Genomic DNA, 23,044 nt, shown 5'->3' on the forward strand with positions numbered 1-23,044 from the left:
AGGGGCAAAGGCCGGAACCGCTCTGGCCATGTCCCGCAGATGACAGGGCCCGCGCATGAGCCGTCTTCCCCCCGCGACCCGCGACCGGCTGGCCGACGAGATCACCTTTCATCCCGCCAATGCCGAGGCGCGGCTGCTGCGCGAGGCGCTGGGGCGTTTCGCCACCGGCGTCACCGTGGTGACCACCGCCGGGCCCGAGGGACCGCTGGGCATGACCGTGAACAGCTTCTCCAGCGTCTCGCTGGAGCCGCCGCTGGTGCTGTGGTGCCCGGCCCGCGCCTCGGCCCGCCATGCGGCCTTCGCCGGGGCGGCGGCCTGGTCGGTGCATGTGCTGGGCTCCGAGCAGCTGGAGACCTGCCTGCGCTTTACCCGCGGCGGCCGGCAGTTCGAGGGGCTGGAAAGCATGCTGACCCCCGAGGGCGTGCCGGTCATTCCCGGCGTCGCGGCGCGCTTCGACTGCATGGCCCATGCCGCGCATGAAGCGGGCGACCATTCGGTGCTGATCGGCCGGGTGCTGCGGGTGACCGTGGCGGGGCCGGGCGATCACCCGCTGGTCTTTGCCGCCGGCCGCTTCGGCCAGTTCGAGCCGGATGCCGGCTAGGCCGGGCTAGCCCCGCATCAGCCGGCGCAGCATGGCGCGCACGATCAGCCGATGCGCCGGCCCCACCACCAGCATATAGGCCCGGCCGAAGCGATTATGCGTCACCACCGAGGAGGTGATCGCCAGCTCTGCCCCGCGGGTCGAGATGCAGGTCATCACGTCCAGATGCCGGTCGCGCTCGGTCAGCACCAGCAGGTCGGGCGCGGCATGTTCGACCAGAAAGAAATCCAGCCGCTGACCGGCGCGCACGCTGTCGCTGGGCGCCTTGCCCAGCCCGCCGATGCGCCGCACCCCGAACCGCGCCGACACCGCGTCGCGAATGCGGAAGGCCAGGCCCAGCAGGGGCAAGGGGCGGCTGCGGATACGGTTCCATGCCTCCAGCGGGGTGATCGGGGCGGGCAGCAGCACCGTTTGCCGGTCGAGAAAGTCCAGCCGCCCGGGCGGCGCCAGCAGCGGCACCCCTTGGATCTGATCGGCCTGCATTTCACCTCCGCTGCCGGGATGGGCGCAGTCTAGGCGGGGGCGGGAAGGCGGAAAGCCGTCAAACTGTCGCAGCCGGGTTCAGCTGCCCTCCAGCGGCGGCAGCGGCTGCGAGAAGATGTCGTCGATCCGCGGCAGCGGTGCGGTGCTGGTGCGGATCGACCGGCCCGGCCCGGACAGCGTGGCGATCTGCCGGGCAAGCTGGGCGATGGCCTGCGACTGCGCCCGGGCGATGGCGGCGGGGTTCTGGTCGGCAAGCGGCACGGAAATGTCGAAACCGCGCGCCTGGTTGGCGCCCCCCGCCCCCTCGTCCGAGACGAAATAGCGCCCGGTCAGGCGATAAAGCCCGTCGGCCTGCGCCAGCGCCTTTTCGACGCGCACCTCCAGCCGGCGACGCGGCGGCTCGGCCAGCGGCCAGGGCTCGGCGATCACCGTGGCGCCCGAGAGGTCCGAGATGCTGCGCGCCAGCGTCAGCGTGAAGGCCCGCTGCGGATCGTCCGCCCAAAGCTGTTTCGTGTTCGAGCGCACCGCCCCGTCCCCGGTCTGCCAGCTGACCTCGCCGCCCGAGGCGTATTCCGGCAAGGACACGTCCTTGAGCTCCGCCGTGCCCAGCCGGTCGGCGACGCGCTCGCCCGTGGCCGGCGGGTCGATCAGGTAGCGCGCGGTCTTTTCGCCGTTCGAGCAGGCGCCGAGCAGGGAAAGACAGGCGACGGAGGCAAGGATCAGGCGCATCTTATCGTCCCAGGATGAAGGCTTGCGGATTGCGTTCGATGGTCCGGGCCAGGCTGCCGAAGGCGTTGGCGGCGCGGCGCATCTCGCGCATCAGGTTGATGGTCTCGGTGTTGAAGCTGGAACGGTCGCCATAGGCGGCGATCACCGCATCGGCGCGCGCCGCCAGGGCTTCCAGGCGCGCGGAAAGCTGCGGCAGGCGCTTCGCCGCGTCCGAAACATCCTGCGCCGCCGTGCTGGCCGAAGCGAGCGCATTGTTCAGGCTGCCCGCCGCATTGCCGTCGCGCAGGTCGTTCAAGAGGCCGGAGGCGGATTTCAGCGTCTCGGACAGGTTCTTGGGCAGTTGCTCGGCATCCTCGGTGCCCAGAAGCGCGCGCACGTCCTTGAGGATGCCCTCGGCCTCGGCGCCGATGGCGGCATAGTCCACCGCCTCGATCTTGACGGCGGCGGCGTCGATCTGGTCGACCATGGCCGGCACGTCGGCGGCGGCGAGCTTGACCGCCTCGGCGGCGGCGGCGGCCTCGTCCACCATGCGGCGCAGCTGGCCCACGGCGCCGGATTCGCGCAGCTCGGTGGTGACCTGCCGGATCTCGCCGGCGGCGGCCTGCGCATCCTCCAGCGTGCCGCGCAGCGCGCCGGGGATGGCGCGGGTGTCTTCGCTGCTGGCGATGGCGGTGACGCTGTTCATCATGTCGGTGACGGATTTCAGCGCCTCCTCGATGGGCAGGTTGCCGACCCGCGCCAGGAAGCCCTGCGCCGTCTCGCTGAAATCGGAAATATCGCCGGGGACCGAGGGGATGACCGGGTAGGGCTTGGCGGTGCGGTCCAGCTCGGCCGGTTCTGCGCCGGGCAGGTCGACCAGCTCGACCTGCAGCGAGGTGCCGAAGAAGCCGGCGCTGGCGATGCGGGCGCGCAACCCGGCCCGGACCTGCCCGGCGATGAAATCCAGCGCCTCTTCCGGGGTCGCCTCGCCCGACAGGCCCATCCGCTCGGGCGTGACGGCCAGCGTCACCTCCTGTTCGACATGGTCCTGTCCCTCCGCGCCCCGGACCACCCGCGCGGCAAGGCTGGTGACCCGCCCGACAGTCAGGCCCATGAACTGCACATCGGCCCCGGTCTCCAGCCCGCGCACCGATTCGTCGACCAGCATGGTCAGGCGCAGCGCCTTGCTTTCGTCGGCAAACAGGTTCGCCTCGGCCGCGCCCCGGTCGGGCTGCAGGGAAAAGACATGCCCGTCCTCGACCGGGGCCCCGCCCGAGGTCAGCGTGGCGAATTCCGCGCCGCCCTGCAGCACCGAGGCCAGCGAGTTCACGTTCAGCGACAGCCCCTGCGCCCCCAGCGAGACCGAGAAGCCCGAGGTGTCCCAGAACACCGTGTTCGTGGTCAGGAGCTGGTCATAGGGCGCGGCGATGAACACATCGGTCAGCACCCCCTCGTCATTCTCGGAAAGCCGCAGGTTCTGCATCCGCCCGACCGGCAGGCCGCGGAACAGCACCGGCGCGCCCTCGGTCATGCCGCGCGAGCGTTCGGCCGCCAGCACGATCCAGGTGCCCTGCTCGCCGAAGCTGGTCAGCGGCGGCTTGTCGAGGCCCTGGAACCGCGTCTGCGGCCCGTCCACCTTGTCGTCCCAATAGCCCTCGACGAAGGAGCCGGTCAGCACCGTGTCGAGCCGCGAAATGCCCTGGGCCGAGACCTGCGGCCGCACGATCCAGAACTGCGCATCCTTGTCGATATAGGGCGCCAGGTCCTTGTCCACGCGCATGTTCACCTCGACCTGCTGCAGGTCCTCGGTGAAGCGGACGGATTCCACCTTGCCGACGGTGATCTCGCGGAATTTCAGCGCCGTCTCCCCGGGCGTGATGCCGGTCGCGTCCTTGAAGGCGACCGAGATCAGCGTGCCGCGGCTGGCGATCATGTTCCAGCCCACGCCCAGCGTCACGATCAGCGCCGCGATGGGCACCAGCCAGATCAGCGGCAGCCCGGCCCGCACGGCGCGGGCCGCGGGCTTGCGGGCGGGTTCGGCTGGCTTCAGGGGGGTGTCGCTGCGCTCGGGCGAGGGCCTGTCGGTCATTCATGGTCCTTGCGGCTGCGCAGCGGAAGGCCGCGCCAGATCAATCTCGGATCGAAGCTTTGCGCGGAAAGCATGGTGAAGGCAACCGACAGCGCAAATGACACCGCGGCAGGCCCGGGATGGATCGAGGCGACGAAGCCCAGCTGCACCAGCGCCGACAGGATCGCCACGATGAACACGTCGATCATCGACCAGCGGCCGATGAATTCGACCACCTCGTAAAGATGCAGCCGCTTGTGGGCGGCCCTGACCGTCGCCGGCCGCCCCGCGACCAGCGCCAGCCAGCTGATGGCGATGAACTTGCCGATCGGCACCACGATAGAGGCCAGAAAGACGATCGCCGCAACGCCGTAATTGCCGTAATGCATCAGCTCGACCACGCCGCCGAGGATGGTGGCTTCGCTGTTGCCGCGCAGCCCGCCGAAGGTCGAGGTCTTCAGCATCGGGAACAGGTTCGCCGGAATGTAGAAGACGAAGCCCGCTGCCAGCCAGGCCCAGACCGCGTTCAGGCAGCGCCGGTCGGGCGGCACCAGCGCGCCGCCGCAGCGGCTGCAGATCGTCTCGGTCTCCGGCCAGACCCGGCCGCAGCCGCGGCAGCCGACCAGCCCGGCGCGATGCGCGGTCAGGACGGGCGCGTCCGAACGCGCGTTCATGCCCGGCTCTCCGGCACGATCTCGCGCCCGTCGGTGGCCATGCCGGCATCCTCGATGGCGTCCCAGATCGTGGTGGCGCTGGTAAAGGCATTGCTGGCCGCGTTCACCACGATCAGCCCGCAAAACGCCCAGAAGGCCGGGCCAAGGCTGATATTCGCCAGCCCCGCCACCTTGACCAGGGCGATGGCGGTGCCGATGACGAAGATCTCGGCCATGGACCAGGGCCGCAGCGCCTCGGACAGGCGAAAGGCCGGCACGGCATGGGCATAGGGCGCCCGGTTCCGCGACAGGGGCAGCAGGGTATAGACCAGCAGCAGCGCCCGCAGCACCGGCAGCCCGACGATCATGCCCAGCACCGCCACGGTCAGCGGCATCAGGGCGCCATGCGAAAAGGCCAGCGCCACCCCGAAAAGCGAGGTCTGGTTGCCGAAACCCATGCGCGAGATTTCCAGGAAGGGAAAGAACACCGCCCCCACCATCAGCACCAGCGAGGTGAAGGACAGCGCGATGATCCGGGTGAAAGCGCCGGCGCGCGGACTGGCCAGCAGGGTGTTGCAGCGCACGCAGCGCGCGGTCTCGCCCGGCTCCAGCTCGCGCTCGACATGCAGCGCGTCGCAGCGCGGACAGGCGATCAGCCCCGCGCCGGTGGTCAGGTCATATTCGCCCTCGGTCTGCATGGGTGCAGAATATCGGGGCCCGGGTCGGGCGCAAGATGCCGCGTCCGATGATTCGTCCGGGTCCGGTTATGGTCCCCTCGCCTGCGGCGGCCGGCTTTCAGCAGGGCCAGCCCCCACCGGCCCGTCCTCTGGCTGGCCCTTGCAATGCGCTGTATTTTGTTTTCTTTCAACGTGATGGCGCTGAATGCCATATTGCTTGCCGGGTGAAATATGCGGCATTTGAGGCGTTAACTGGAAATTAGCCGCGCGCCGCTAGACCTTTCGGACAGGCAACGAAAGGAATGGCTCATGGCCGGGAACGGGGGCGGCGCCCCGATCATCATCAAGCGGGTCCAGGCCGGGGGCGGCGGCGGTCATCACGGCGGCGCCTGGAAGGTCGCCTATGCCGATTTCGTGACCGCAATGATGGCATTCTTCCTGCTCATGTGGCTGCTCAACGCCACCACGGAAAAGCAGCGGCAGGGGCTGGCGGATTATTTCAACCCGACCCTGATCCAATCCACCCGCAGCGGCCACGACGGCCCCTTCGGCGGCGAGGTGCAGGATGCCGAGACGAATTCCGGCAAGGGCGCCGGCGCCTCGCGCGATACCCTTGCCGCCCGGGCACGCGAGGGACAGGAATCCGGTTTCGAGGAAGTGGTCCGGCACATCCAGGACCAGCTGACCGGCAGCGGCGCGGAATCGATGCAAAAGGTCAACCTGCTGCGCCATGTCGTGACCCGCATGACCGATGAGGGGCTGGTCATCGAACTGACCGATCTGATGGACGAGCCGCTTTTCGTCGGCGACAGCGCCCAGCCCACCCCGGCCATGAAGGAACTGGCCGGGATTTTGTCGGGCGTGCTGGGGCGGGTCAAGAACGAGCTCGCGCTGACCGGCCATGTCAGGGCCTATCCGGAGATGCTGATCCAGTCGCCGGTCTGGGCGCTCTCGGATGCCCGGGCCCATGCGCTGCGCAACCTGCTGGAGGGGGCGGGTTTCGACAGCACCCGCATCCAGCGCGTCACCGCCTTTGCCGACCGGCGCAACCGGTCGGTCAATCCCATGGATCCGAACAACAACCGGATCGAAGTGATTTTACTGAGATAGCCGGCCGGGAACTGCCGCCGTTAGCGGCATCTTAACCCCCCGGCCGCAGACTTGACGCAACAGCGACTCACATAGGGTGACAACGATATGTCGATCTCATCTGCCCTCAGCGCCGGGGTGTCCGGGCTGGCCGCGAATTCGACGCGCCTGGCCAACATCTCGGACAATATCGCGAATTCCAGCACCTATGGCTACAAGCGGGTGGATACCAGCTTCGAAAGCATGGTGATCAACCAGGCGCGCGGCGGTGGGACATATACGGCCGGCGGTGTCCGGGCCACCACCAGCCGGGTCGTCGATCAGCGCGGCAACCTCGTCAGCACCTCGCATCCGCTGGACATCGCCATCTCCGGCCGGGGCATGCTTCCGGTCGTCAGTTCCGCGACGCTGCTTTCCGGTCCGACCACGCCGCGCGACCTGACCATGACGACCACCGGCTCATTCCGCACCGACGACCAGGGTTATCTGCGCACCAGCTCTGGCCTGGTCCTGATGGCTGGCCGGCAAATGCCGACGGCACCATCCCCAGCCAGCCGCGCGATTCCGCCAACGGGCTGCAGCCCATCCTGATCAATCCCAGCCAGACGGCGGCGGATCCGACGACACGGATCAACCTGCGCGTCAACCTGCCCGCCAACGACGCCGTCGGCGGCGCTGTCGGCGACGCCCGAGAGATGGAGGTCGAATATTTCGGCAATCTCGGCAACTCCGAACGGATGACGATTACCTTCACGCCGGATGTCGCCGGCGCTGCCGGCGTGCGATCGAACAGCTGGACCATGGAAATCCGCGATTCGGCCATCATCGACGACCCTGCGACAGCCGAGGATGAATCGCTGATCGGCACCTATACGCTGGACTTCAACGACAGCCAGGCAGGCGGCGGGACCCTGGCCAACGTCACCGCGGTGACTGGGGGCGCTTATGACCCGGCGACCGGCCTGCTGACGGTTCCCGGCGCAAACGGGCCCATGACCATCAATCTCGGTCGCTATGGCGACAGCCAGGGAATCACCCAGCTCAGTGCCGGGTTCTCACCGGCCAACGTCACCAAGAACGGCTCTCCGGTCGGCAACCTGACTGGACTTCAGATCGACGAGAACGGCTATCTTCAGGCGACTTATGACACCGGCTTCACCCGCACCCTGTATCAGGTGCCGCTGGTGGATGTCCCCAATCCCAATGGCCTGATTGCCATGGACAACCAGACCTACAAGGTCTCGCCCCAATCCGGTGCGTTCTATCTCTGGAACGCCGGTGATGGTCCGACCGGTGCGGTTGCCGGCTATTCGCGCGAGGCATCGACCACCGATGTCGCCGCCGAACTGACCGATCTGATCCAGACACAGCGTGCCTATACCTCGAACGCCAAGGTTATCCAGACGGTTGATGAGATGCTGCAGGAAACGGCCAATCTCAAACGCTGACATTGACCGGGGCAGCGCCAGGCCGCCCCGCATGCAGAAATCCAGGGCATCTCCATGAGCATTTCATCCGCCATCTCCAATGCCGTTTCCGGCCTGACCGCAACCTCGCGCGGCACCGAGATCGTATCGTCGAACATTGCGAACGCCCTGACACCTGGCTACGCCCGGCGCGAACTCGACCTGTCGCCACGCCTGCTCGAGCGCGGCGGCGGGGTCAGCATTGATGGCGTCAGCCGGATGATCACGACCGGACTGCTGGCTGACCACCGATTGGCCGCAGCCAATGTCGGTGCCTCACAAGCCACGGCTGCCTTTCACGCAACGATGGAAAAAGTCTTTGGTATTGGCACCGAAGCATCCGCGCTGGGGCAGATTCTGACCGATTTCGAAAGCGCCCTGACAAGCGCAGCATCCCGCCCGGACAGCGAAATCCGATTGTCCACCGTACTCGAGACCGCTTCGGCTCTGGCGCAGAAGATCAACGGCATCTCTACCGCGATCCAAGCCGAGCGCAGCAAGGCCGAACAGACAATCCAGAAGGATGTCACGCGGCTGAACGCCGCACTGGAGCAAGTGGCAAAGCTGAACACCCAGATCGTCACCACATCGGCACAAGGCAAAGACGCCTCCTCCCTGATCGACGCGCGTCAGGCAGTGATAGATGGCATCTCTGATATCGTGCCGATCAAAGAGGTGCCGCGAGAAAACGGCCGCGTCGCTCTTTTCACTTCGGGCGGCGCAATTCTTCTGGATGGTACTGAGCCGGCCAGAATCGAGTTCGGCGCTGTCGCCGGCATTACCGCCGACATGTCCGTGGCCAGCGGCGCGCTTTCCGTGCTGACCTTCAACGGCAAGCCCCTGACCAATACGCAGCAAGCCATGCTGGACGGGGGGACTCTGAGCGCAAGTTTCGCCATTCGCGATCAGCTTGCCCCTGCCTACCAGCAGCAAATCGACGCTTTTGCTTACGACCTCTATGCGCGGTTCTCCGATCCTGTGATCGATCCATCGCTGAATGCCGGCGGGCCAGGGTTGTTCACCGACGCCCAAGGCGCCTTCGATCCCGCAAACGAAACCGGTCTTGCCGGACGAATTGCGGTGAACGCATTGGTCGATCCCGACGCCGGGGGACAATTGTGGCGCATTCGCGCCGGCATCAATGCAGCTGACGCGGGAGATGCGGGCGAAAGCGCATTGCTGGCGCGCTTGGGCTCTGCGATCTCGGCTTCGCGCATTCCGGTCTCAGCGAATCTTTCTGACGCACCGGGAAGCTTGCAGACGCTTGCCGCGGATCTCTCCTCCAAGGCTGCTACCAATCGCCTTCGTTCCCAAGCGATCGCGTTGCAAGACAGTTCCCAGCAGGTGGGTCTCAAGACCGCCCTGCTGGCCGAGGAAGTCGACACCGACAAGGAAATGGAAAGCCTGCTGGCGCTGGAACGTGCCTATGCCGCAAACGCAAAGGTCTTTCAGACCGCAAATGACATGCTTGACGCTATCCTGAGGCTGACATGAGTTCTTTTAATTCCATCGGAGACCTTTCGCGTTCCTACCAGCTTCGGCTTGGCCAGTATGGGCTGAAAACCAGACTGGACCGCTTGACCCAGGAAGTAATGACAGGCATCAAATCAGACATTCCCAAGGCGCTTGGCGGAGACGTCTCGGGAATCGCGCATATAGACTCGCGACTGAAGATGTTGGCCACGTTCCAGCAGAACGCATCGGAAGCGCATGGCCGTTTCGCAGGGATGCAGGCGGCTGTCGAGCAGATCCAGACCTTGGTCGAGGACCTCGGCCCCAAATTGCTTAGTGAGCCGAATATCCTGAGCGAAGGCGACCTGCGCGCACGAACTTCTGACATTGCACGAAGTTTCAGGCTGATGTTCAATACATTGAACACCAATATCGGCGGCCGTTTCCTTTTCGCGGGCAGCAGGGCCGACACTGCGCCTCTGGGCAGCTTTGACGCGATGCTCGCCGAGTTGGGGAATGTGACAGCCGGCGCCGCAACCGCTGCAGATATCGCGAGCAGTATTGACGCGTGGTTCGATGCTCCGGCGGGGGCAGGTGGCTTTGCCGACACGATCTACATGGGCGCGCATACCGGCAGCACGCAGTTCTCGGTTTCGCCCGATCATCAGACCGGCAGCCCTCTCACTGCGAATGCCGCGGAATTGCGCGATACGCTCAAGGGAATGGCAATCATGGCTCATGCTTCCGCAGCCGGCGCGGCAATCGACGAGGCAACCTTGCGGGAGTTGTTTTCCGAGGCGGGCGCGCGGCTTGTCAAGGCCACCGCCGGACTGACACATGCCCAGGCCGATCTGGGACAGCGGCAGGCCGTGGTCACCCAGGCCCAGACGCGAAATGCCGCCGAGGTGGCAACACTTTCCATCGCCCGCCTGAACCTGATCGGGGCTGACCCCTATGAAACCGCGACCGCCCTGCAGGAAACCGAGACCGGCATTCAAAGCCTCTATGCCCTCACGGCTCGGCTTTCCCGTCTCACCCTGACGGATTATCTGTCATGAGATTCCTTTGCCTTCTTCTGCTCCTGATCGGGCTGGCAACCCCCAGCACGGCCGCGCCGGTCCGCATCAAGGATCTGGCCAATATTGACGGCGTCCGAGGCAACGATCTGGTCGGCTATGGCCTTGTCGTCGGGCTCAACGGTTCAGGCGACAGCCTGCGGAATGCGCCATTCACCGAAGCGATCATGGCAGGGCTGCTGGAAAGGCTTGGCGTGAACGTAACTGACGAGGCTTTTCGCCCCAAGAACGTCGCGGCAGTGATCGTCACCGCAACTTTGCCGCCCTTTGCCCGGGCGGGTTCCCAGATCAACGTGAATGTGGCCGCTATCGGGGACGCAAAAAGCCTGCTCGGCGGCACATTGGTGATGACACCGCTGAATGCCGCCGACGGAGAGGTCTATGCCGTTGCCCAAGGCGCGGTTCTGGCTGGGGGCGCAGAGGCCTCGGGCGCTGCGGCTTCCGTGGTCCAGGGCGTTCCCACCACGGGCACCATTCCCTCGGGTGCCAGGGTCGAACGGGAGGTCGCCTTCGACTTTTCCCAGATGACCAACTTGCGGCTGGCGCTCAGGAGCCCGGATTTTACCACGGCCGCCCGCGTCGAGGCAGCAATCAATCGCACGCTCGGCCGCGGCCTGGCCGAGCTTATCGATTCAGGCACCATTGCCATCAACACCAATGCGCTTGGCCGGGTGAACCCGGCGCGACTGATGGGACAGATCGAAAACATCACCGTCGAGCCGGAGGCCGTGGCGCGCGTCGTGATCGATCATAAATCCGGGACCATCGTCATGGGCGAGGACGTCCGCGTCTCTCGCGTGGCCGTCTCACAAGGCAATCTGACCCTGCGGGTCCGGGAAACGCCGGTGGTCTCGCAGCCCAACCCGTTCTCCCCCGGCGAAACCGTGGTGGTGCCCCGGACCCAGGCCGAGATCACGCAGGAGCCGGGGATCGGCTTTGCCGAGGTGGCCGGCGAATCCTCGCTGTCGGATGTGGTGGCGGGCCTGAATGCCCTGGGTATCCGGCCCCGGGACATGATCGACATCCTCAAGGCCGTCCACGCCGCCGGCGCGCTGCATGCCGAGTTCATCGTGAACTGAGTCCGAAACAGCTACCCATGCAGACAAAGGTTCACCCCGGACCTCGTGCGACAGTCATCCGCCGGGCCTGGTTGCTGGGATGATCGTCGCCGAACCGCCCCGGAGGCTCAGATGATCGGCGCAAAGCTCTCGACCTGGTTGTCGTATTGCTCGAGCGTTCCTTCGGCGATGTCGTGCAAAACCCCGTGCAGAGACAGGTTTCCTGCCTCGACCGCGGATTTCACGAAGGGAAAGCTCATCAGGTTCTCGAGCGAAACAAGCACCGCCTGCCGCTCGAGCTCGCGGATCTGCTGTTCTGGCGGCAGCGAGACCACCCGCTCATATCCTGGCCGCAGAATATCCATCCAACGGCCGACGAAGCTGGATTTTTCCTCAAGCTCGGGCGCGTGCCCCGAGCACATGGCATGGCAGCCCTGCACGCCGCCGCAATTCGTATGCCCGACGACCACCACATGAGCGACCTTGAGCGTGTTCACCGCATATTCGACCGCGGCCGAGGTGCCGTGCTGCTCGCCATCCGGCGCATAGGGCGGCACCAGGTTTGCGATGTTGCGATGAATGAAAAACTCGCCGGTATCGGCGCCGAAGATCGAGGTCACATGCACCCGCGAATCGCAACAGGCAATGACCATGGCACGGGGATGCTGGCCCCCCTCGGCCAGACGACGATACCAGGCCCGATTCTCAACGAAGGCCGTCGCGCGCCAGCCGTGATAGCGCTGGACCAGATACTGCGGCAGTGGACGTGCTTCTCTCATTGATCCCTCATCTACCGTTCGCGAGTGTGATAGCCGCTGAACCGATAAAGTTCGAGAGGTTTAGCAGGCGCCGCATAACCTTTTCTTGAGGCATTGATGCCAGTTTGCGCCTCAGTGCGGCTAGGGCCCAAGATGGAGCAGGGATGACCAAGATTGCGATTCTGGCTGTGGACGAAACCGTCCGGATCGACTTGCAAAGGCTTGAACAGATCATCGGCGAACTGGGCGAGGCCACGGCCGTGCAGGTCATCGGGGCGGCGCTGGAGCAGCTGGCGCTGGCCCTGCGCCGCACGCTGGCCGCGTCGCGGCAGGGCGATCTGGGCGCTGCCGTCAGCAATGCCGACCAGCTTTCGCGGCTGGCCTGGCAGGTGGGGCTTGTCACCTTGGCGGGCGTGGCCATCGATGTCGGGGCCTGCGCGGAACGGCGCGACCGCCCGGCGCTGGCCGCCACCACCCGCCGGCTGGAGCGGATCGGCAACCGCTCGCTGACCGAGCTGTGGGATGTGCCGGAGAATTCCTAGCAGGACCCGCCCTTGCAGCCTTCGGCACGGGCGCTAGGCTGCGACCCGGAAAACAGACAAGAGCATGCCGATGATTCCCGAATTCGCCGATCCCGATGCGCCTTCGCTGCCCCTCTGGCTGGTCCGGCAGGGCGAGGCCGAGCCGGAATTGCCGCCCGAGATCGGCCCCGTCGCGGCGAACTGGGCCAGGGCGCAGAAGTTCTCGGCCAAGCCGGGCCAGCTCTGCCTGCTGCCTTCGGCCGAAGGCGGGCTGAGCGGGGCGTTGTTCGGCATCGGCCCGGAGGCGAAGCCGGCAGATCGGCCGCCCCGCGAGCGCTTCTTGCTGGCGCGGGCGGCCGAAACCCTGCCCGCAGGCAGCTGGCATCTGGCGAATCACCCGGAGGGCTTCGACCTGGCGCTGGGCGCCCTTGGCTGGCTGTTCGCGCAATACCGTTTCGACCGCTACAAGCGCGTCGAGGCGCCGCAGGCCCGGCTGGTCTGCCCGGAAGCCCTTGACCGCGAGCGGCTCGCCGCCATGGCGGCCGGCGAATATCTGGCGCGCGACCTGATCAACACTCCCGCCTCGGACCTGGGGCCGGACGAACTGGAACAGGCCGCCCGGGACCTGGCCCGGCGGCATGGCGCCTCGGTCGAGGTAATCCGCGGGGACGCGCTGATCTCCCGCAACCTCCCCATGATCCATGCCGTCGGCCGGGCGGGCGCACAGGCCCCGCGGCTCATCGACCTGCGCTTTCCCGGCGAGGGTCCGCGGCTGACGCTGGTCGGCAAGGGGGTCTGCTTCGACACCGGCGGGCTGGACATCAAGCCGGCCGCCTCGATGGCGCTGATGAAAAAGGACATGGGCGGCGCGGCCAATGTGCTGGGCCTGGCCGAGACCCTGGCGCGACTGCGCCTGACCGCGGGCATCCGGCTGCGGGTCCTGATCCCGGCGGTCGAGAACGCCATTTCCGCCAATGCCTTCCGCCCCGGCGACATCCTGACCAGCCGCAAGGGGCTGACGGTCGAGGTCAACAATACCGATGCCGAGGGCCGGCTGGTGCTGGCCGATGCGCTGGCGCTGGCGGAGGAAGAGGCGCCGGATCTGCTGATCTCGATGGCGACGCTGACCGGCGCCGCCCGGGTCGCGCTTGGCCCGGACCTGCCGCCGTTCTTCTGCAACGACGACGCGCTGGCCGCCGCGATCCAGGCCGCGGGCCGCGCCCATGCCGACCCGGTCTGGCGCCTGCCCTTCTGGGAGCCCTACGAGGCGATGATCGAGCCGGCGATCGCCGATCTGGACAACGCCCCCTCGGGCGGGTTCGCCGGGGCGATCACCGCGGCGCTGTTCCTGCGCCGCTTTGCCGGCCAGGCGCGGGCCTATGCGCATTTCGACATCTATGGCTGGCAGCCCGCCGCCGCGCCCGGCCGGCCCAAGGGCGGCGTGGGCCAGGGCATGCGCGCCATCCTTCACGCCCTGCCGGATATCCTGCCATGACCGCGCCCATGACCGACCGCCGCCTGACCCCGGCCACCGAGCGCGTCGCCCTGGAATCGCTGCGCGGCATCCTGCAGCGCCCCGCCTATACGCCCGGCCGCCCGGTGCGGCTGGCGGCGCCGCTGGCCGATCTGTGCCGCGCACCCCAGGGCGCCCGCGACCGGCAGCTGAATTTCGGTGCCGACCTGACGCTGCTGGACCAGCTGGAGGGCTGGGCTTTCGTCCAGGCCGCCGCGGATGGCTATTGCGGCTGGCTGCGGGCCGACGGGCTGAGCCAGCAGATGCCGGAGATCACGCATCGCGTCAGCGCCCCCGCCACCCATGTCTATGCCGAGCCGGACATGAAGACCCCCGAGCTGATGCGCCTGTCGCTGGGCGCGCGGCTGTCGGTCGCCGCCATGCAGGGCAATTTCGCCCGTCTGGCGCAGGGCGGCTGGGTGCCTGCGCAGCATATCTCGGACCGGCCCGGCGGCGATCCGGCCGCGGTGGCCGAGCTTTTCCTGGGCACGCCCTATCTGTGGGGCGGCAACAGCCGCTGCGGCATCGACTGCTCGGGCCTGGTGCAGGCGGCGCTGGGGGCCTGTGCCCTGCCCTGCCCCGGCGACAGCGACATGCAGGAATCCGCCTTCCCCGCGGCCGGCGACGGCATCCGCCGCAACGACCTGCTGTTCTGGCCCGGCCATGTCGGCATGGCGCTGGACGGCGAGCGCATGATCCACGCCACCGCCTCGGCCATGGCGGTGATCGTCGAGCCCATCGCGCAGGCCATCGCCCGGATCGAGGCCGCCGGGCAGGGCCCGTTCCGCGGCGCGCGGCGGCCCTCGCTTGCCGCGCGGACCCCGTTCCCCTAGCCTGACGGAAGGAGGCCTGCATGGTTCATCTCTGGCTCCGCGCGGAAAGCCGCGCCAACGAGCGGCGCGCCGGCCTGACCCCGGCCGGCCTGCGCGATCTGGTGGCGCAGGGTTTCCGCGTCACCGTCGAGGAAAGCCCGCATCGCGTCCTGCCCCCCGGCGATTACGCCGCCGCCGGGGGCGAGATCGCGCCCGAGGGCTCTTGGCCCGACGCCCCGGCCGAGGCGATCATCTTCGGCCTCAAGGAGCTGCCGGCGGACGGCACGCCGCTGCGCCATCGCCACATCATGTTCGGCCATGCCTACAAGGGCCAGCCCGCCGGGCTGGCGCTGCTGCGCCGCTTTCGCGACGGCGGCGGCACGCTCTACGACCTGGAATACCTGACCGACGAGAACGGCCGCCGGCTGGCGGCCTTCGGCTACTGGGCCGGTTTCGCCGGGGCGGCCGTCTCGCTCAAGGCCTGGGCGGCCCAGCGGCGCGGCGGCATCTGCGGCCCGGTCGCGGCCTGGCCCTCGCAGGAGGCGCTGCTGACCGAGCTGCGGGCCGAGCTGGACGCCACCGGCGCGCCGCGCCCGCATGCCATCGTCGTGGGCGCGCTGGGACGGGTCGGCAGCGGCGCCTCGGACCTGCTGACCGCCATGGGCGTGCCGGTCACGAAATGGGACATGGCCGAGACCGCCGGCGGCGGCCCCTTCCCCGAGATCCTGGCGCATGAGCTGTTCGTCAACTGCATCCTCGCCGGGCCGCACACCCCGGTCCTGCTGCCGCCCGAGGCGGTCAATCCCGGCCGGCTGCTGACCGTGATCGGCGATGTCGCCTGCGACCCCTCCAGCGATTTCAACCCGGTCAAGGTCTACGACCGGACCACCGAATGGGCGCAGCCGGCGATCCGCGTCGCCGAAGGGCCGCCGCTGGACGTCATGGCGATCGACAACCTGCCCTCGTTGCTGCCGCGCGAAAGCACGCTGGACTATGCCGGGCAATTGCTGCCGGTGCTGAAGGCGCTCGACCGCATCGACGAGGGGGCCTGGGCCCGGGCGCAGGCGCACTTCGCCACGCATCTGGCCGCATTGGACTGAAATCCGCGGCCGCGCCGGAACAAGCCGGGGCCGGCGCGGGTTGGGCCCCGAACGCCCATCGCGACGCCCCGGCCGGTATCCGCCCGCGCGCCGGGCGACGCCCAGTGACGGAACCGATGCCATGACGTCCTTTCGATCCCTTGCCGCCGCCCTGCCCCTGATGCTGGCCGGATCGGCCGCCCTGGCCGATTTCAACGATGCGCCGCCGAATGCCCGAGGCCAGACCCCCGCCTTTCAGGGCCAGACCCGCGCGCCGGTGATCCAGCAGGCGGTGCCCCTGGTCCGCATGCCGCTGGTCGAGGGGCTGCGCAATCCCTGGGGCATGGCGCTGCTGCCCGATGGCGGGCTGCTGATCACCGAAAAGGCCGGCACCATGCGGATCTATCGCGACGGCGCGCTTTCGGCGCCGCTGAAGGGCCTGCCCAAGGTCGATGCGCGCGGGCAGGGCGGGCTGCTGGACGTGGCCGTCGCCCCGGGTTTCGCCAGCACCCGGCAGGTCTGGTTCAGCTTCTCGGAACCGCGGGACGGGGGACGGAACGCCACCGCGGTCGGCACCGGCCGGCTGTCGGCGGACGGCACCGCGCTCGAGGAGGTGCGGACCATCTTCCGGCAGGAGCCGGCCTGGGCCTCGACCCTGCATTTCGGCTCGCGCCTGGTCTTCGACCCGCAGGGCCGGCTTTTCGTCACCACCGGGGAACGCTCGCGGCCGGAACCCCGGCAGCTGGCGCAGGACCTGGGCACGCATCTGGGCAAGGTGCTGCGCATCGACCCCGCCAGCGGCGGGCCGGCGCCCGGCAACCCCTTCGCACCCGGCCAGGCGCGGCCGGAGAACTGGTCCTACGGCCACCGCAACATCCAGTCCGCCGCGCTGGACCCGCAGGGCCGGCTGTGGACGGTCGAGCATGGGCCGCAGGGCGGGGACGAGCTGAACCGCCCGGAACCGGGCCGCAACTACGGCTGGCCGGTCATCACCTATGGCCAGGATTACAGCGGCGCGCCCATCGGCCAGGGCATCACCAGCCGCGAGGGGATGGAGCAGCCGGTCTATTACTGGGACCCGGTGATCGCCCCCAGCGGCATGGTGTTCTATGACGGGCCGATGTTCCCGGAATGGCGCGGCGACGCGCTGATCGGCGGGCTGCGCGCCCAGGCGGTGGTGCGGCTGAAGATCGAGGGCGACCGCGTCACCGGAGAGCAGCGGCTGGCCGAGGGCATCGGCCGGGTGCGCGACATCGAGGTGGCCCCCGACGGCGCGCTGCTGGTGCTGATCGACGGCGAGCGCGGCTCGCTGGTCCGGCTGGCCCGCGAGGCGCAGCCCTGACAGTCGGCGAGGCTCAGACCGGGCGGTGCAGGTCGTCCTCGACCTCCTCGGGGGAAATGCCCAGGGCCTCCATCCCGGCTTCGAGGTAATCGGCCAGCTGCGGCTCGCCCATCAGGTAATCCTCGGTCGGAGAGCTGCGCTCGGCCTTGGCGGTCTCGATCGCCTCGTCCAGATCCTCGGGGCCGAAGGTGTCGCGGCCGATCCACATCACCGCCACCAGGCTGGCCTGTTCGTCCTCGTTCAGGCTGGCGATGAATTCGGCCAGCTCGGTCTGGGTGCCGTGGCCCTTGCGGTGCCCACTATGCGCCCAGGCGTTCACGCCGCTGTCGTATTCGCGGGCGCGGATGATGACATGGGCGATCTTTTCGGGACTGATTTCCAGCATGGCGGCACCTCCGGCGTCTGTCCATTTGTCGCCCCGACGAAGGCCGCGGTCAATGCGCATCGAAGCGATAGCCGAAACGGGCGATGTCTTCGGCCGCGAGCCGCGCGATGAGCGCGGCGCCGTCGTCGTCATAGGCGGCGCGCCAGTCGCCGCCGGCCGAGCGGTTCTCATGCGGCAGCGGGCGCAGGGAAAAGCCCAGCCGGGCCTCCAGCTCCGGCAGGTCCTCGTCAAGATGCTCCAGCCGCAGATAGAGTCCCGGCCGCTCGCCCGCCGAGCCGGTCAGGTAATGCCGCGCCGGCACGGAAAGCTGCGCCTGCGTCATCGGGTCGCGCAGGAAATCGCCGAAGCCCGTCGCCCTGGCCAGCCGGACCGAGGGGTGGTCGAAGCTCTGGTCCCGCAGCCAGCGGTGATAGCTGACCGCCCGCGCCCAGGGGTTGCGCACCAGCGTGAAGGGCAGGTAGCCCGCCAGCAGCTCGGGCGCCACCAGCCCCTCGATATCGGCCAGCGTCGAATGCTTCCACAGCCGGCCGCGCGCCGCCGCGCCCTTGACCCGGCGGCGGCGGTTGCGGCCCTTGGGCGTGTCGGACAGGATGATGTCGTCGCGGCCGACCCGCGATTCCAGCGCCAGCGTCAGCGAGGTGCCGCCGGTCTTGGGGATATGGACAAAGACATAGCGGTGCCGGTGCGAGACGATCATCGCCCGAAAAGCCGCTCGATATCCGCCAGCTTCAGCTCGATCCAGGTCGGGCGGCCGTGGTTGCACTGGCCGGATTTCGGCACCCGCTCCATCTCGCGCAAGAGCGCGTTCATCTCGTCCGCCGACATGCGCCGGCCCGAGCGCACCGAGCCGTGGCAGGCCATCGAGGACAGCACCGCATCGACCCGCGCCCGCAGCCGGTCCGATGCGCCCTGATCGGCCAGGTCGTCCAGGATGTCGCGGATCAGGGCCGCGGCGTTCAGGCGCTGGATCAGCGCCGGCACCTCGCGCACCGCCACGGCGCCGCCGCCGAAGGGCTCGATCACCAGCCCCAGCGCCGCCAGTTCCTCGGCGATGGCGAGGATGCGATGGGCCTCGGCTTCGGACAGCTCGACGATCTCGGGGATCAGCAGGGCCTGGCTGGCGATGCCGTTCGCATCAAGCTGCGCCTTCAGCCGTTCGTAGACCAGCCGCTCATGCGCAGCATGCTGGTCGACGATGACGATGCCGTCGGCGGTCTGGGCGATGATCCAGTTCTCGTGCAGCTGCGCGCGGGCGGCACCCAGCGGCGCCTCGGCAGGCTGGGGCTGGGAATCGGGCTCGGGCTCGACCCGGGCGGTCGGCGCCTCGGCAAAGCCCGGCGCCTGAAAGGCCAGGCTGGCGGCGATGGCCGGGGCCGAGGGGCGGGCGGGGCCGTAATGCGCCTGATAGCGGCGCGGCGGCTCGGAAACGGGCTCCGCCCGCGCCACCCCCAGCGCCGCCGTCGCCACGGTCGAGGAGGCGCGATGCCCCGCCCCCGCCAGCGCATGGCGCAAGGCGCTGACCACCAGCCCGCGGACGATGTCGGGTTCGCGGAACCGGACCTCGGCCTTGGCGGGATGCACGTTCACGTCGACCTGATGCGGGTCGCAGGTCAGGAACAGCACCGCCGCCGGATGCCGGCCCGAGGCCAGCACGTCCATATAGCCCGCCCGCAGCGCCCCGGTCAGCAGCTTGTCGCGCACCGGCCGGCCGTTGACGTAAAGATGCTGCGCCACCGCCGCGCCGCGCGAATAGGTCGGCAGGGCGGCAAAACCGGTCAGGGTGATGCCGTCGCGCGTCGCGTCGATCGGCAGGGCGTTATCGGTGAAATCGCGGCCCATGACGCGCGCGAGCCGGGTCTGCAGGGCGCCGAACAGCTCGCCCTGCTCGGCATCGGCGCGGAACAGCACCCGGCCCTCGTCCTCGTCGGTCAGGGTGAAGCCGACATAGGGCTCGGCCATGGCCAGGCGGCGGATCACCTCGGTCACGGCCTGGGTCTCGGCCCGGTCGCTGCGCAGGAATTTCAGCCGCGCCGGGGTGGCGAAGAACAGGTCGCGCAGCTCGACCACGGTGCCGCGATTGCCGGCGGCCGGCTTGACCGCGCCGATGCACCCGCCCGAGACGGCGATCTGCGCGGCCTCGAAACCGGCGGCGCGGCTTGTGATCACAAGCCGCCCGACGGCGCCCAGGCTGGGCAGCGCCTCGCCGCGAAAGCCGAAGCTGCGGATGTCCAGCAGATCGCTGCCGTCGATCTTGCTGGTGGCGTGGCGGGCCAGCGCCAGCGGCAGGTCCGCGGCCGTCATGCCGCAGCCGTCGTCGCCGACCCGGATCAGCGCCTTGCCGCCCTTGGCGATGGCGACGTCCACCCGCGTCGCGCCGGCATCCAGCGCGTTCTCGACCAGTTCCTTGACCGCCGAGGCCGGGCGCTCGACCACCTCGCCGGCGGCGATGCGGTTGGCGGCGGCCTCGTCCAGCTGCCGGATAATCGGGCGCATCTTGGGGGCATGAGTGTTCATGCCCCCAGATCTAGCATTTCCCGGCCCGCCGGAAAAGGATTCGTCAATTGGTGGCGTCGATGCGCTCGGGCCGGCCGACCAGCACGAAGCGGATCTGGTCGGCATGCAGCAGGCGCTGCGCGACGCGCTGCACGTCCTCGGCCGTCACCGCCTCGATCTGGGCATTGCGGGTGTTGACGTAATCCGCCGGCAGGCCGATCAGCTGCATCCCGGCCAGGATGCCGGCGATCTTGCCGTTGCCGTCGAAGCGCAGCGCATATTCGCCGGTCAGATAGGTCTTGGCGTCGGCCAGTTCCTTTTCCGTGACGCCGCCCTCGGCGAAACGGTCCCATTCGCTGCGGATCAGTCCCACCGCCTCGGCCACCTTGTCATTGGCGCTGGCCATGCCGCCCTGCCAGGTCTCGCCGTAAAGCCCGTTCGACAGGCCGGTGGCGACGCCATAGGTCAGGCCGCGCTTTTCGCGGATCTCGTCCATCAGGCGCGAGGAAAACCCGCCGCCGCCCAGGATGTGGTTGGCCACGAAGGCGGCGAAATAATCCGGGTCGGACATCGGCAGGCCCGCCTGGGCGAAGCTGACCACCGTCTGCGGGCTGTCCCAGTCGATCGCCGTCACCCCGCCGGTCAGCTGCAGCTCGGCCGGCTGCGGCAGCGGGGCCGAGCCCTGCTCGGGCAGGTCGCCCAGAATCGTGTCGATCAGCCTGCCCAGCTCTTCGGCGGTGATGTCGCCCGCCGCCGCCACCACCACGCGGTCGCGGGCCAGCACCCGGTCCTTGGCGGCGATCAGGTCCTCGCGGGTCAGCGCCGCCACCGAATCGCGCGTGCCGTTGATCGAGGTCGCATAGGGATGCTCGCCCCAGGCCAGCCGCGCCAGCTCCTTGCTGGCGATGGCGTTCGGATCGGTCGCCTCGGAGCGGATCACCGCCTGCACCTGCGCCCGCACCCGCTCGACCGCGTCGGGATCGAAGCGCGGCTCGGCCAGCGCCTGGCGCAGCAGCGCGGCGGCCTGATCGCGATTCTCGGTCAGCATGCGGGCGTTCACGGTCAGCGCGTCGTCGCCGACATCGAAGCGGTTCTGCGCCCCCAGCGCCTCGACCGCCTCGGCATATTGCACCGAATCCATCTCGCCCGAGCCTTCCTCAAGCAGCGCGGTCATCAGGTTCATCTCGCCGCGCTTTCCGGGCGCGTCGAGGCTCGCGCCGCCCTTGAACATCAGCGAAAGCGCGATGAAGGGGATCGAATGGTCCTCGACCAGCCAGGCCTGGATGCCGCCGGGCGAGGTGATCTGCTGGATCTCGATGGCGCGCGCCGGCAGCGCGGCCAGCAGGGCGAAGGCAAGGGTGGCAAGGGCGCGGATCATTCGACTTCCCCCGGATTGGCGGTTTCGGGTCTGGAGGCATCGGCCGAGGCGGGTTGCGGCGCGGCGGCCGCTGCATCGGCCCCGGCTTCGGCCGGCGCGTCCGGCGCCGGCAGCAGCCAGCCGGTGACGGGGGCCGGGTTTTCCAGCACCAGTTTCGCGGCGGCGCGGATGTCCTCGGGCGTGACGGCGGCCAGGATGTCGGGCCAGTCGTTCACATCCTCGATGGTCAGGCCGGTGGCCAGGCCCTGGCCATAGTCATAGGCGCGGCCATGCGCCGAATCCTGGGAATAGACGCGGGCGGCGCGGATCCGGGTCTTGACCCGTTCCAGCTGCGCCGCGTCGGGACCGTCCTTCAGGAATTGCGCCAGCGCCGCGTCCAGCGCCGCCTCGGCATCCTCGTTGCTGACGCCGGGCGCCGGCACCATCGAGAGGCCGAAGGTGGTCGGATCGACCGAGAACCCGTCATAGGAAGCGTTGACGTAAAGCGCCTTGCCGGTCAGCACCAGATCGCGGGCCAGGACCGAGGTCTGGCTGGAGCCCGCCAGCAGCTCCGCCAGCACCGTCAGCGCCGCGGCGGTCTGCTGCTCGCCCCGGTTGCGTTCGGGCGCGATCACGCTGCGGATCATCACCGGCTGGGCGACGCGCGGGTCCACCCGCTCCATCCGCCGGGGCGAGCGCTGGATCGGCTCCTGCGGGCGCGGCTTGCGGGCGGCATCGGGCTTGGGCGGCACGGGACCGTAATATGTCTCGGCCAGTTCGCGCACGTCTTCGGCCGTCACGTCGCCGGCGATGACCAGAACCGCGGCGTTCGGGGCGTAATGCGCGTCATACCAGGCGATGGCGTCCTCGCGGGTCAGGCCCTCCATCTCTTGCCGCCAGCCGATCACCGGGCGGCCGTAGGGATGGTTGTAGAACTGCACCGCGCTGCGTTCTTCCGAGAACTGCGCGCCGGGATCGCTGTCGATGCGCTGCGAGCGTTCCTCCAGCACCACCTGCCGCTCGGCCTGCCAGTCGTCCTCGCCGATGCGCAGGTTGGCCATGCGGTCGGCCTCCATCTCCATGATCAGCGGCAGCCGGTCGCTGGCGATGCGCTGGAAATAGGTGGTGAAGTCATAGCTGGTGAAGGCGTTGTCCCGGCCGCCATTCGCGGTCACGGTCTTGGAAAGCTCGCCCGGTCCCAGCTTGTCGGTGCCCTTGAACATCAGGTGTTCCAGGTAATGCGCGATGCCGGATTTGCCCGGCTGCTCATCGGCCGATCCGATCCGATACCACAGCATCTGCACCACGACCGGGGCGCGGTGATCCTCGATCACCACGGCCTCAAGGCCGTTATCCAGGGTGAAATGGCTGATTCCCTTGGGCATCTCGGCCAGCGCGGGGGTCGCGGCCAGCACCAGCGCAAGGGACGCAAGGCGGGTCAGGATGGTCATGG

The 23,044-nt window shown here is 68.5% G+C and carries 21 protein-coding genes and 1 pseudogene; 11 read left to right on the forward strand and 11 right to left on the reverse strand.

Features of this window, described 5'->3' with window-relative positions:
• The first annotated feature begins 55 nt into the window (after positions 1–55).
• Positions 56–601: a flavin reductase family protein gene (locus L632_RS0103865; RefSeq protein WP_036697283.1), complete on the forward strand. Its 546-nt coding sequence runs from the start codon at positions 56–58 to the stop codon at positions 599–601.
• Between the two features lie 6 nt (positions 602–607).
• Here the strand turns inward: L632_RS0103865 and L632_RS0103870 are convergent, their stop codons facing one another.
• From L632_RS0103870 to L632_RS0103890, 5 genes are all read right to left on the reverse strand, one after another.
• Positions 608–1,084, reverse strand: a complete 477-nt coding sequence (locus L632_RS0103870; protein ID WP_036697285.1) for a DUF2867 domain-containing protein — start codon at positions 1,082–1,084, stop codon at positions 608–610.
• 78 nt (positions 1,085–1,162) lie between these two features.
• On the reverse strand, positions 1,163–1,813 hold the full coding sequence (locus L632_RS0103875) for a membrane integrity-associated transporter subunit PqiC (protein ID WP_028711620.1): 651 nt from the start codon (positions 1,811–1,813) through the stop codon (positions 1,163–1,165).
• A gap of 1 nt (position 1,814) precedes the next feature.
• Positions 1,815–3,881, reverse strand: a complete 2,067-nt coding sequence (locus tag L632_RS0103880) for an intermembrane transport protein PqiB (RefSeq protein WP_028711621.1) — start codon at positions 3,879–3,881, stop codon at positions 1,815–1,817.
• Positions 3,878–4,534 (reverse strand): paraquat-inducible protein A, encoded by a 657-nt coding sequence (locus L632_RS0103885; protein ID WP_028711622.1) that lies wholly within the window; start codon positions 4,532–4,534, stop codon positions 3,878–3,880. Before L632_RS0103885 ends, L632_RS0103880 begins: the two co-directional genes overlap by 4 nt.
• Positions 4,531–5,211 carry a paraquat-inducible protein A gene (locus tag L632_RS0103890; RefSeq protein ID WP_028711623.1) on the reverse strand — a complete coding sequence of 227 codons (681 nt, stop codon included), beginning with the start codon at positions 5,209–5,211 and terminating at the stop codon, positions 4,531–4,533. The genes L632_RS0103885 and L632_RS0103890 overlap by 4 nt, the downstream gene beginning before the upstream one ends.
• Positions 5,212–5,499: 288 nt before the next feature.
• On the opposite strand from L632_RS0103890, the gene L632_RS0103895 reads away from it, so the two are divergent.
• The 5 genes and pseudogenes from L632_RS0103895 to L632_RS0103915 all read left to right on the forward strand — a co-directional run bounded on the left by L632_RS0103895 (position 5,500) and on the right by L632_RS0103915 (position 11,352).
• Positions 5,500–6,300: a flagellar motor protein MotB gene (locus L632_RS0103895; RefSeq protein WP_028711624.1), complete on the forward strand. Its 801-nt coding sequence runs from the start codon at positions 5,500–5,502 to the stop codon at positions 6,298–6,300.
• A gap of 87 nt (positions 6,301–6,387) precedes the next feature.
• Positions 6,388–7,727, forward strand: a pseudogene (locus L632_RS22080) (flagellar hook protein FlgE).
• A gap of 54 nt (positions 7,728–7,781) precedes the next feature.
• Positions 7,782–9,239: a flagellar hook-associated protein FlgK gene (flgK, locus tag L632_RS0103905; protein ID WP_028716390.1), complete on the forward strand. Its 1,458-nt coding sequence runs from the start codon at positions 7,782–7,784 to the stop codon at positions 9,237–9,239.
• Between the two features lie 98 nt (positions 9,240–9,337).
• Entirely contained in the window at positions 9,338–10,255 is a 918-nt protein-coding gene (locus L632_RS0103910) for a flagellin (protein WP_232220952.1), read from the forward strand.
• On the forward strand, positions 10,252–11,352 hold the full coding sequence (locus tag L632_RS0103915) for a flagellar basal body P-ring protein FlgI (protein ID WP_028711628.1): 1,101 nt from the start codon (positions 10,252–10,254) through the stop codon (positions 11,350–11,352). The genes L632_RS0103910 and L632_RS0103915 overlap by 4 nt, the downstream gene beginning before the upstream one ends.
• A 107-nt stretch (positions 11,353–11,459) precedes the next feature.
• Here the strand turns inward: L632_RS0103915 and L632_RS0103920 are convergent, their stop codons facing one another.
• On the reverse strand, positions 11,460–12,110 hold the full coding sequence (locus L632_RS0103920) for a carbonic anhydrase (protein WP_028711629.1): 651 nt from the start codon (positions 12,108–12,110) through the stop codon (positions 11,460–11,462).
• A 143-nt stretch (positions 12,111–12,253) separates the two neighbouring features.
• On the opposite strand from L632_RS0103920, the gene L632_RS0103925 reads away from it, so the two are divergent.
• From L632_RS0103925 to L632_RS0103945, 5 genes are all read left to right on the forward strand, one after another.
• Positions 12,254–12,631 carry a hypothetical protein gene (locus tag L632_RS0103925; protein WP_028711630.1) on the forward strand — a complete coding sequence of 126 codons (378 nt, stop codon included), beginning with the start codon at positions 12,254–12,256 and terminating at the stop codon, positions 12,629–12,631.
• A gap of 70 nt (positions 12,632–12,701) precedes the next feature.
• Positions 12,702–14,105, forward strand: a complete 1,404-nt coding sequence (locus L632_RS0103930) for a M17 family metallopeptidase (protein WP_028716391.1) — start codon at positions 12,702–12,704, stop codon at positions 14,103–14,105.
• Complete coding sequence (locus L632_RS0103935; RefSeq protein ID WP_028711632.1) at positions 14,102–14,956, forward strand: C40 family peptidase; 855 nt, start codon at positions 14,102–14,104, stop codon at positions 14,954–14,956. The genes L632_RS0103930 and L632_RS0103935 overlap by 4 nt, the downstream gene beginning before the upstream one ends.
• A gap of 20 nt (positions 14,957–14,976) precedes the next feature.
• Positions 14,977–16,035 carry a saccharopine dehydrogenase gene (locus tag L632_RS0103940; protein ID WP_028711633.1) on the forward strand — a complete coding sequence of 353 codons (1,059 nt, stop codon included), beginning with the start codon at positions 14,977–14,979 and terminating at the stop codon, positions 16,033–16,035.
• A gap of 121 nt (positions 16,036–16,156) precedes the next feature.
• Positions 16,157–17,356 (forward strand): PQQ-dependent sugar dehydrogenase, encoded by a 1,200-nt coding sequence (locus L632_RS0103945; protein ID WP_028711634.1) that lies wholly within the window; start codon positions 16,157–16,159, stop codon positions 17,354–17,356.
• Positions 17,357–17,369: 13 nt separating this feature from the next.
• On the opposite strand, the gene L632_RS0103950 is transcribed toward L632_RS0103945, so the two are convergent.
• From L632_RS0103950 to L632_RS0103970, 5 genes are read right to left on the reverse strand one after another with little or no spacing between them, the layout of a single operon-like run.
• Entirely contained in the window at positions 17,370–17,741 is a 372-nt protein-coding gene (locus L632_RS0103950; protein ID WP_028711635.1) for a DUF3775 domain-containing protein, read from the reverse strand.
• A gap of 49 nt (positions 17,742–17,790) precedes the next feature.
• Positions 17,791–18,438, reverse strand: coding sequence for a sulfotransferase family 2 domain-containing protein (locus tag L632_RS0103955; protein WP_028711636.1), 648 nt, complete (start codon positions 18,436–18,438; stop codon positions 17,791–17,793).
• Positions 18,435–20,255, reverse strand: coding sequence for a DNA mismatch repair endonuclease MutL (mutL, locus tag L632_RS0103960; protein ID WP_028711637.1), 1,821 nt, complete (start codon positions 20,253–20,255; stop codon positions 18,435–18,437). Before mutL ends, L632_RS0103955 begins: the two co-directional genes overlap by 4 nt.
• Before the next feature lie 43 nt (positions 20,256–20,298).
• Positions 20,299–21,612, reverse strand: coding sequence for a pitrilysin family protein (locus L632_RS0103965; protein WP_028716392.1), 1,314 nt, complete (start codon positions 21,610–21,612; stop codon positions 20,299–20,301).
• Positions 21,609–23,042: a pitrilysin family protein gene (locus L632_RS0103970; protein ID WP_028711639.1), complete on the reverse strand. Its 1,434-nt coding sequence runs from the start codon at positions 23,040–23,042 to the stop codon at positions 21,609–21,611. Before L632_RS0103970 ends, L632_RS0103965 begins: the two co-directional genes overlap by 4 nt.
• Positions 23,043–23,044 lie beyond the last annotated feature (2 nt).

The organism is Paracoccus sp. J39 (assembly GCF_000518925.1).
Classification (GTDB): domain Bacteria; phylum Pseudomonadota; class Alphaproteobacteria; order Rhodobacterales; family Rhodobacteraceae; genus Paracoccus.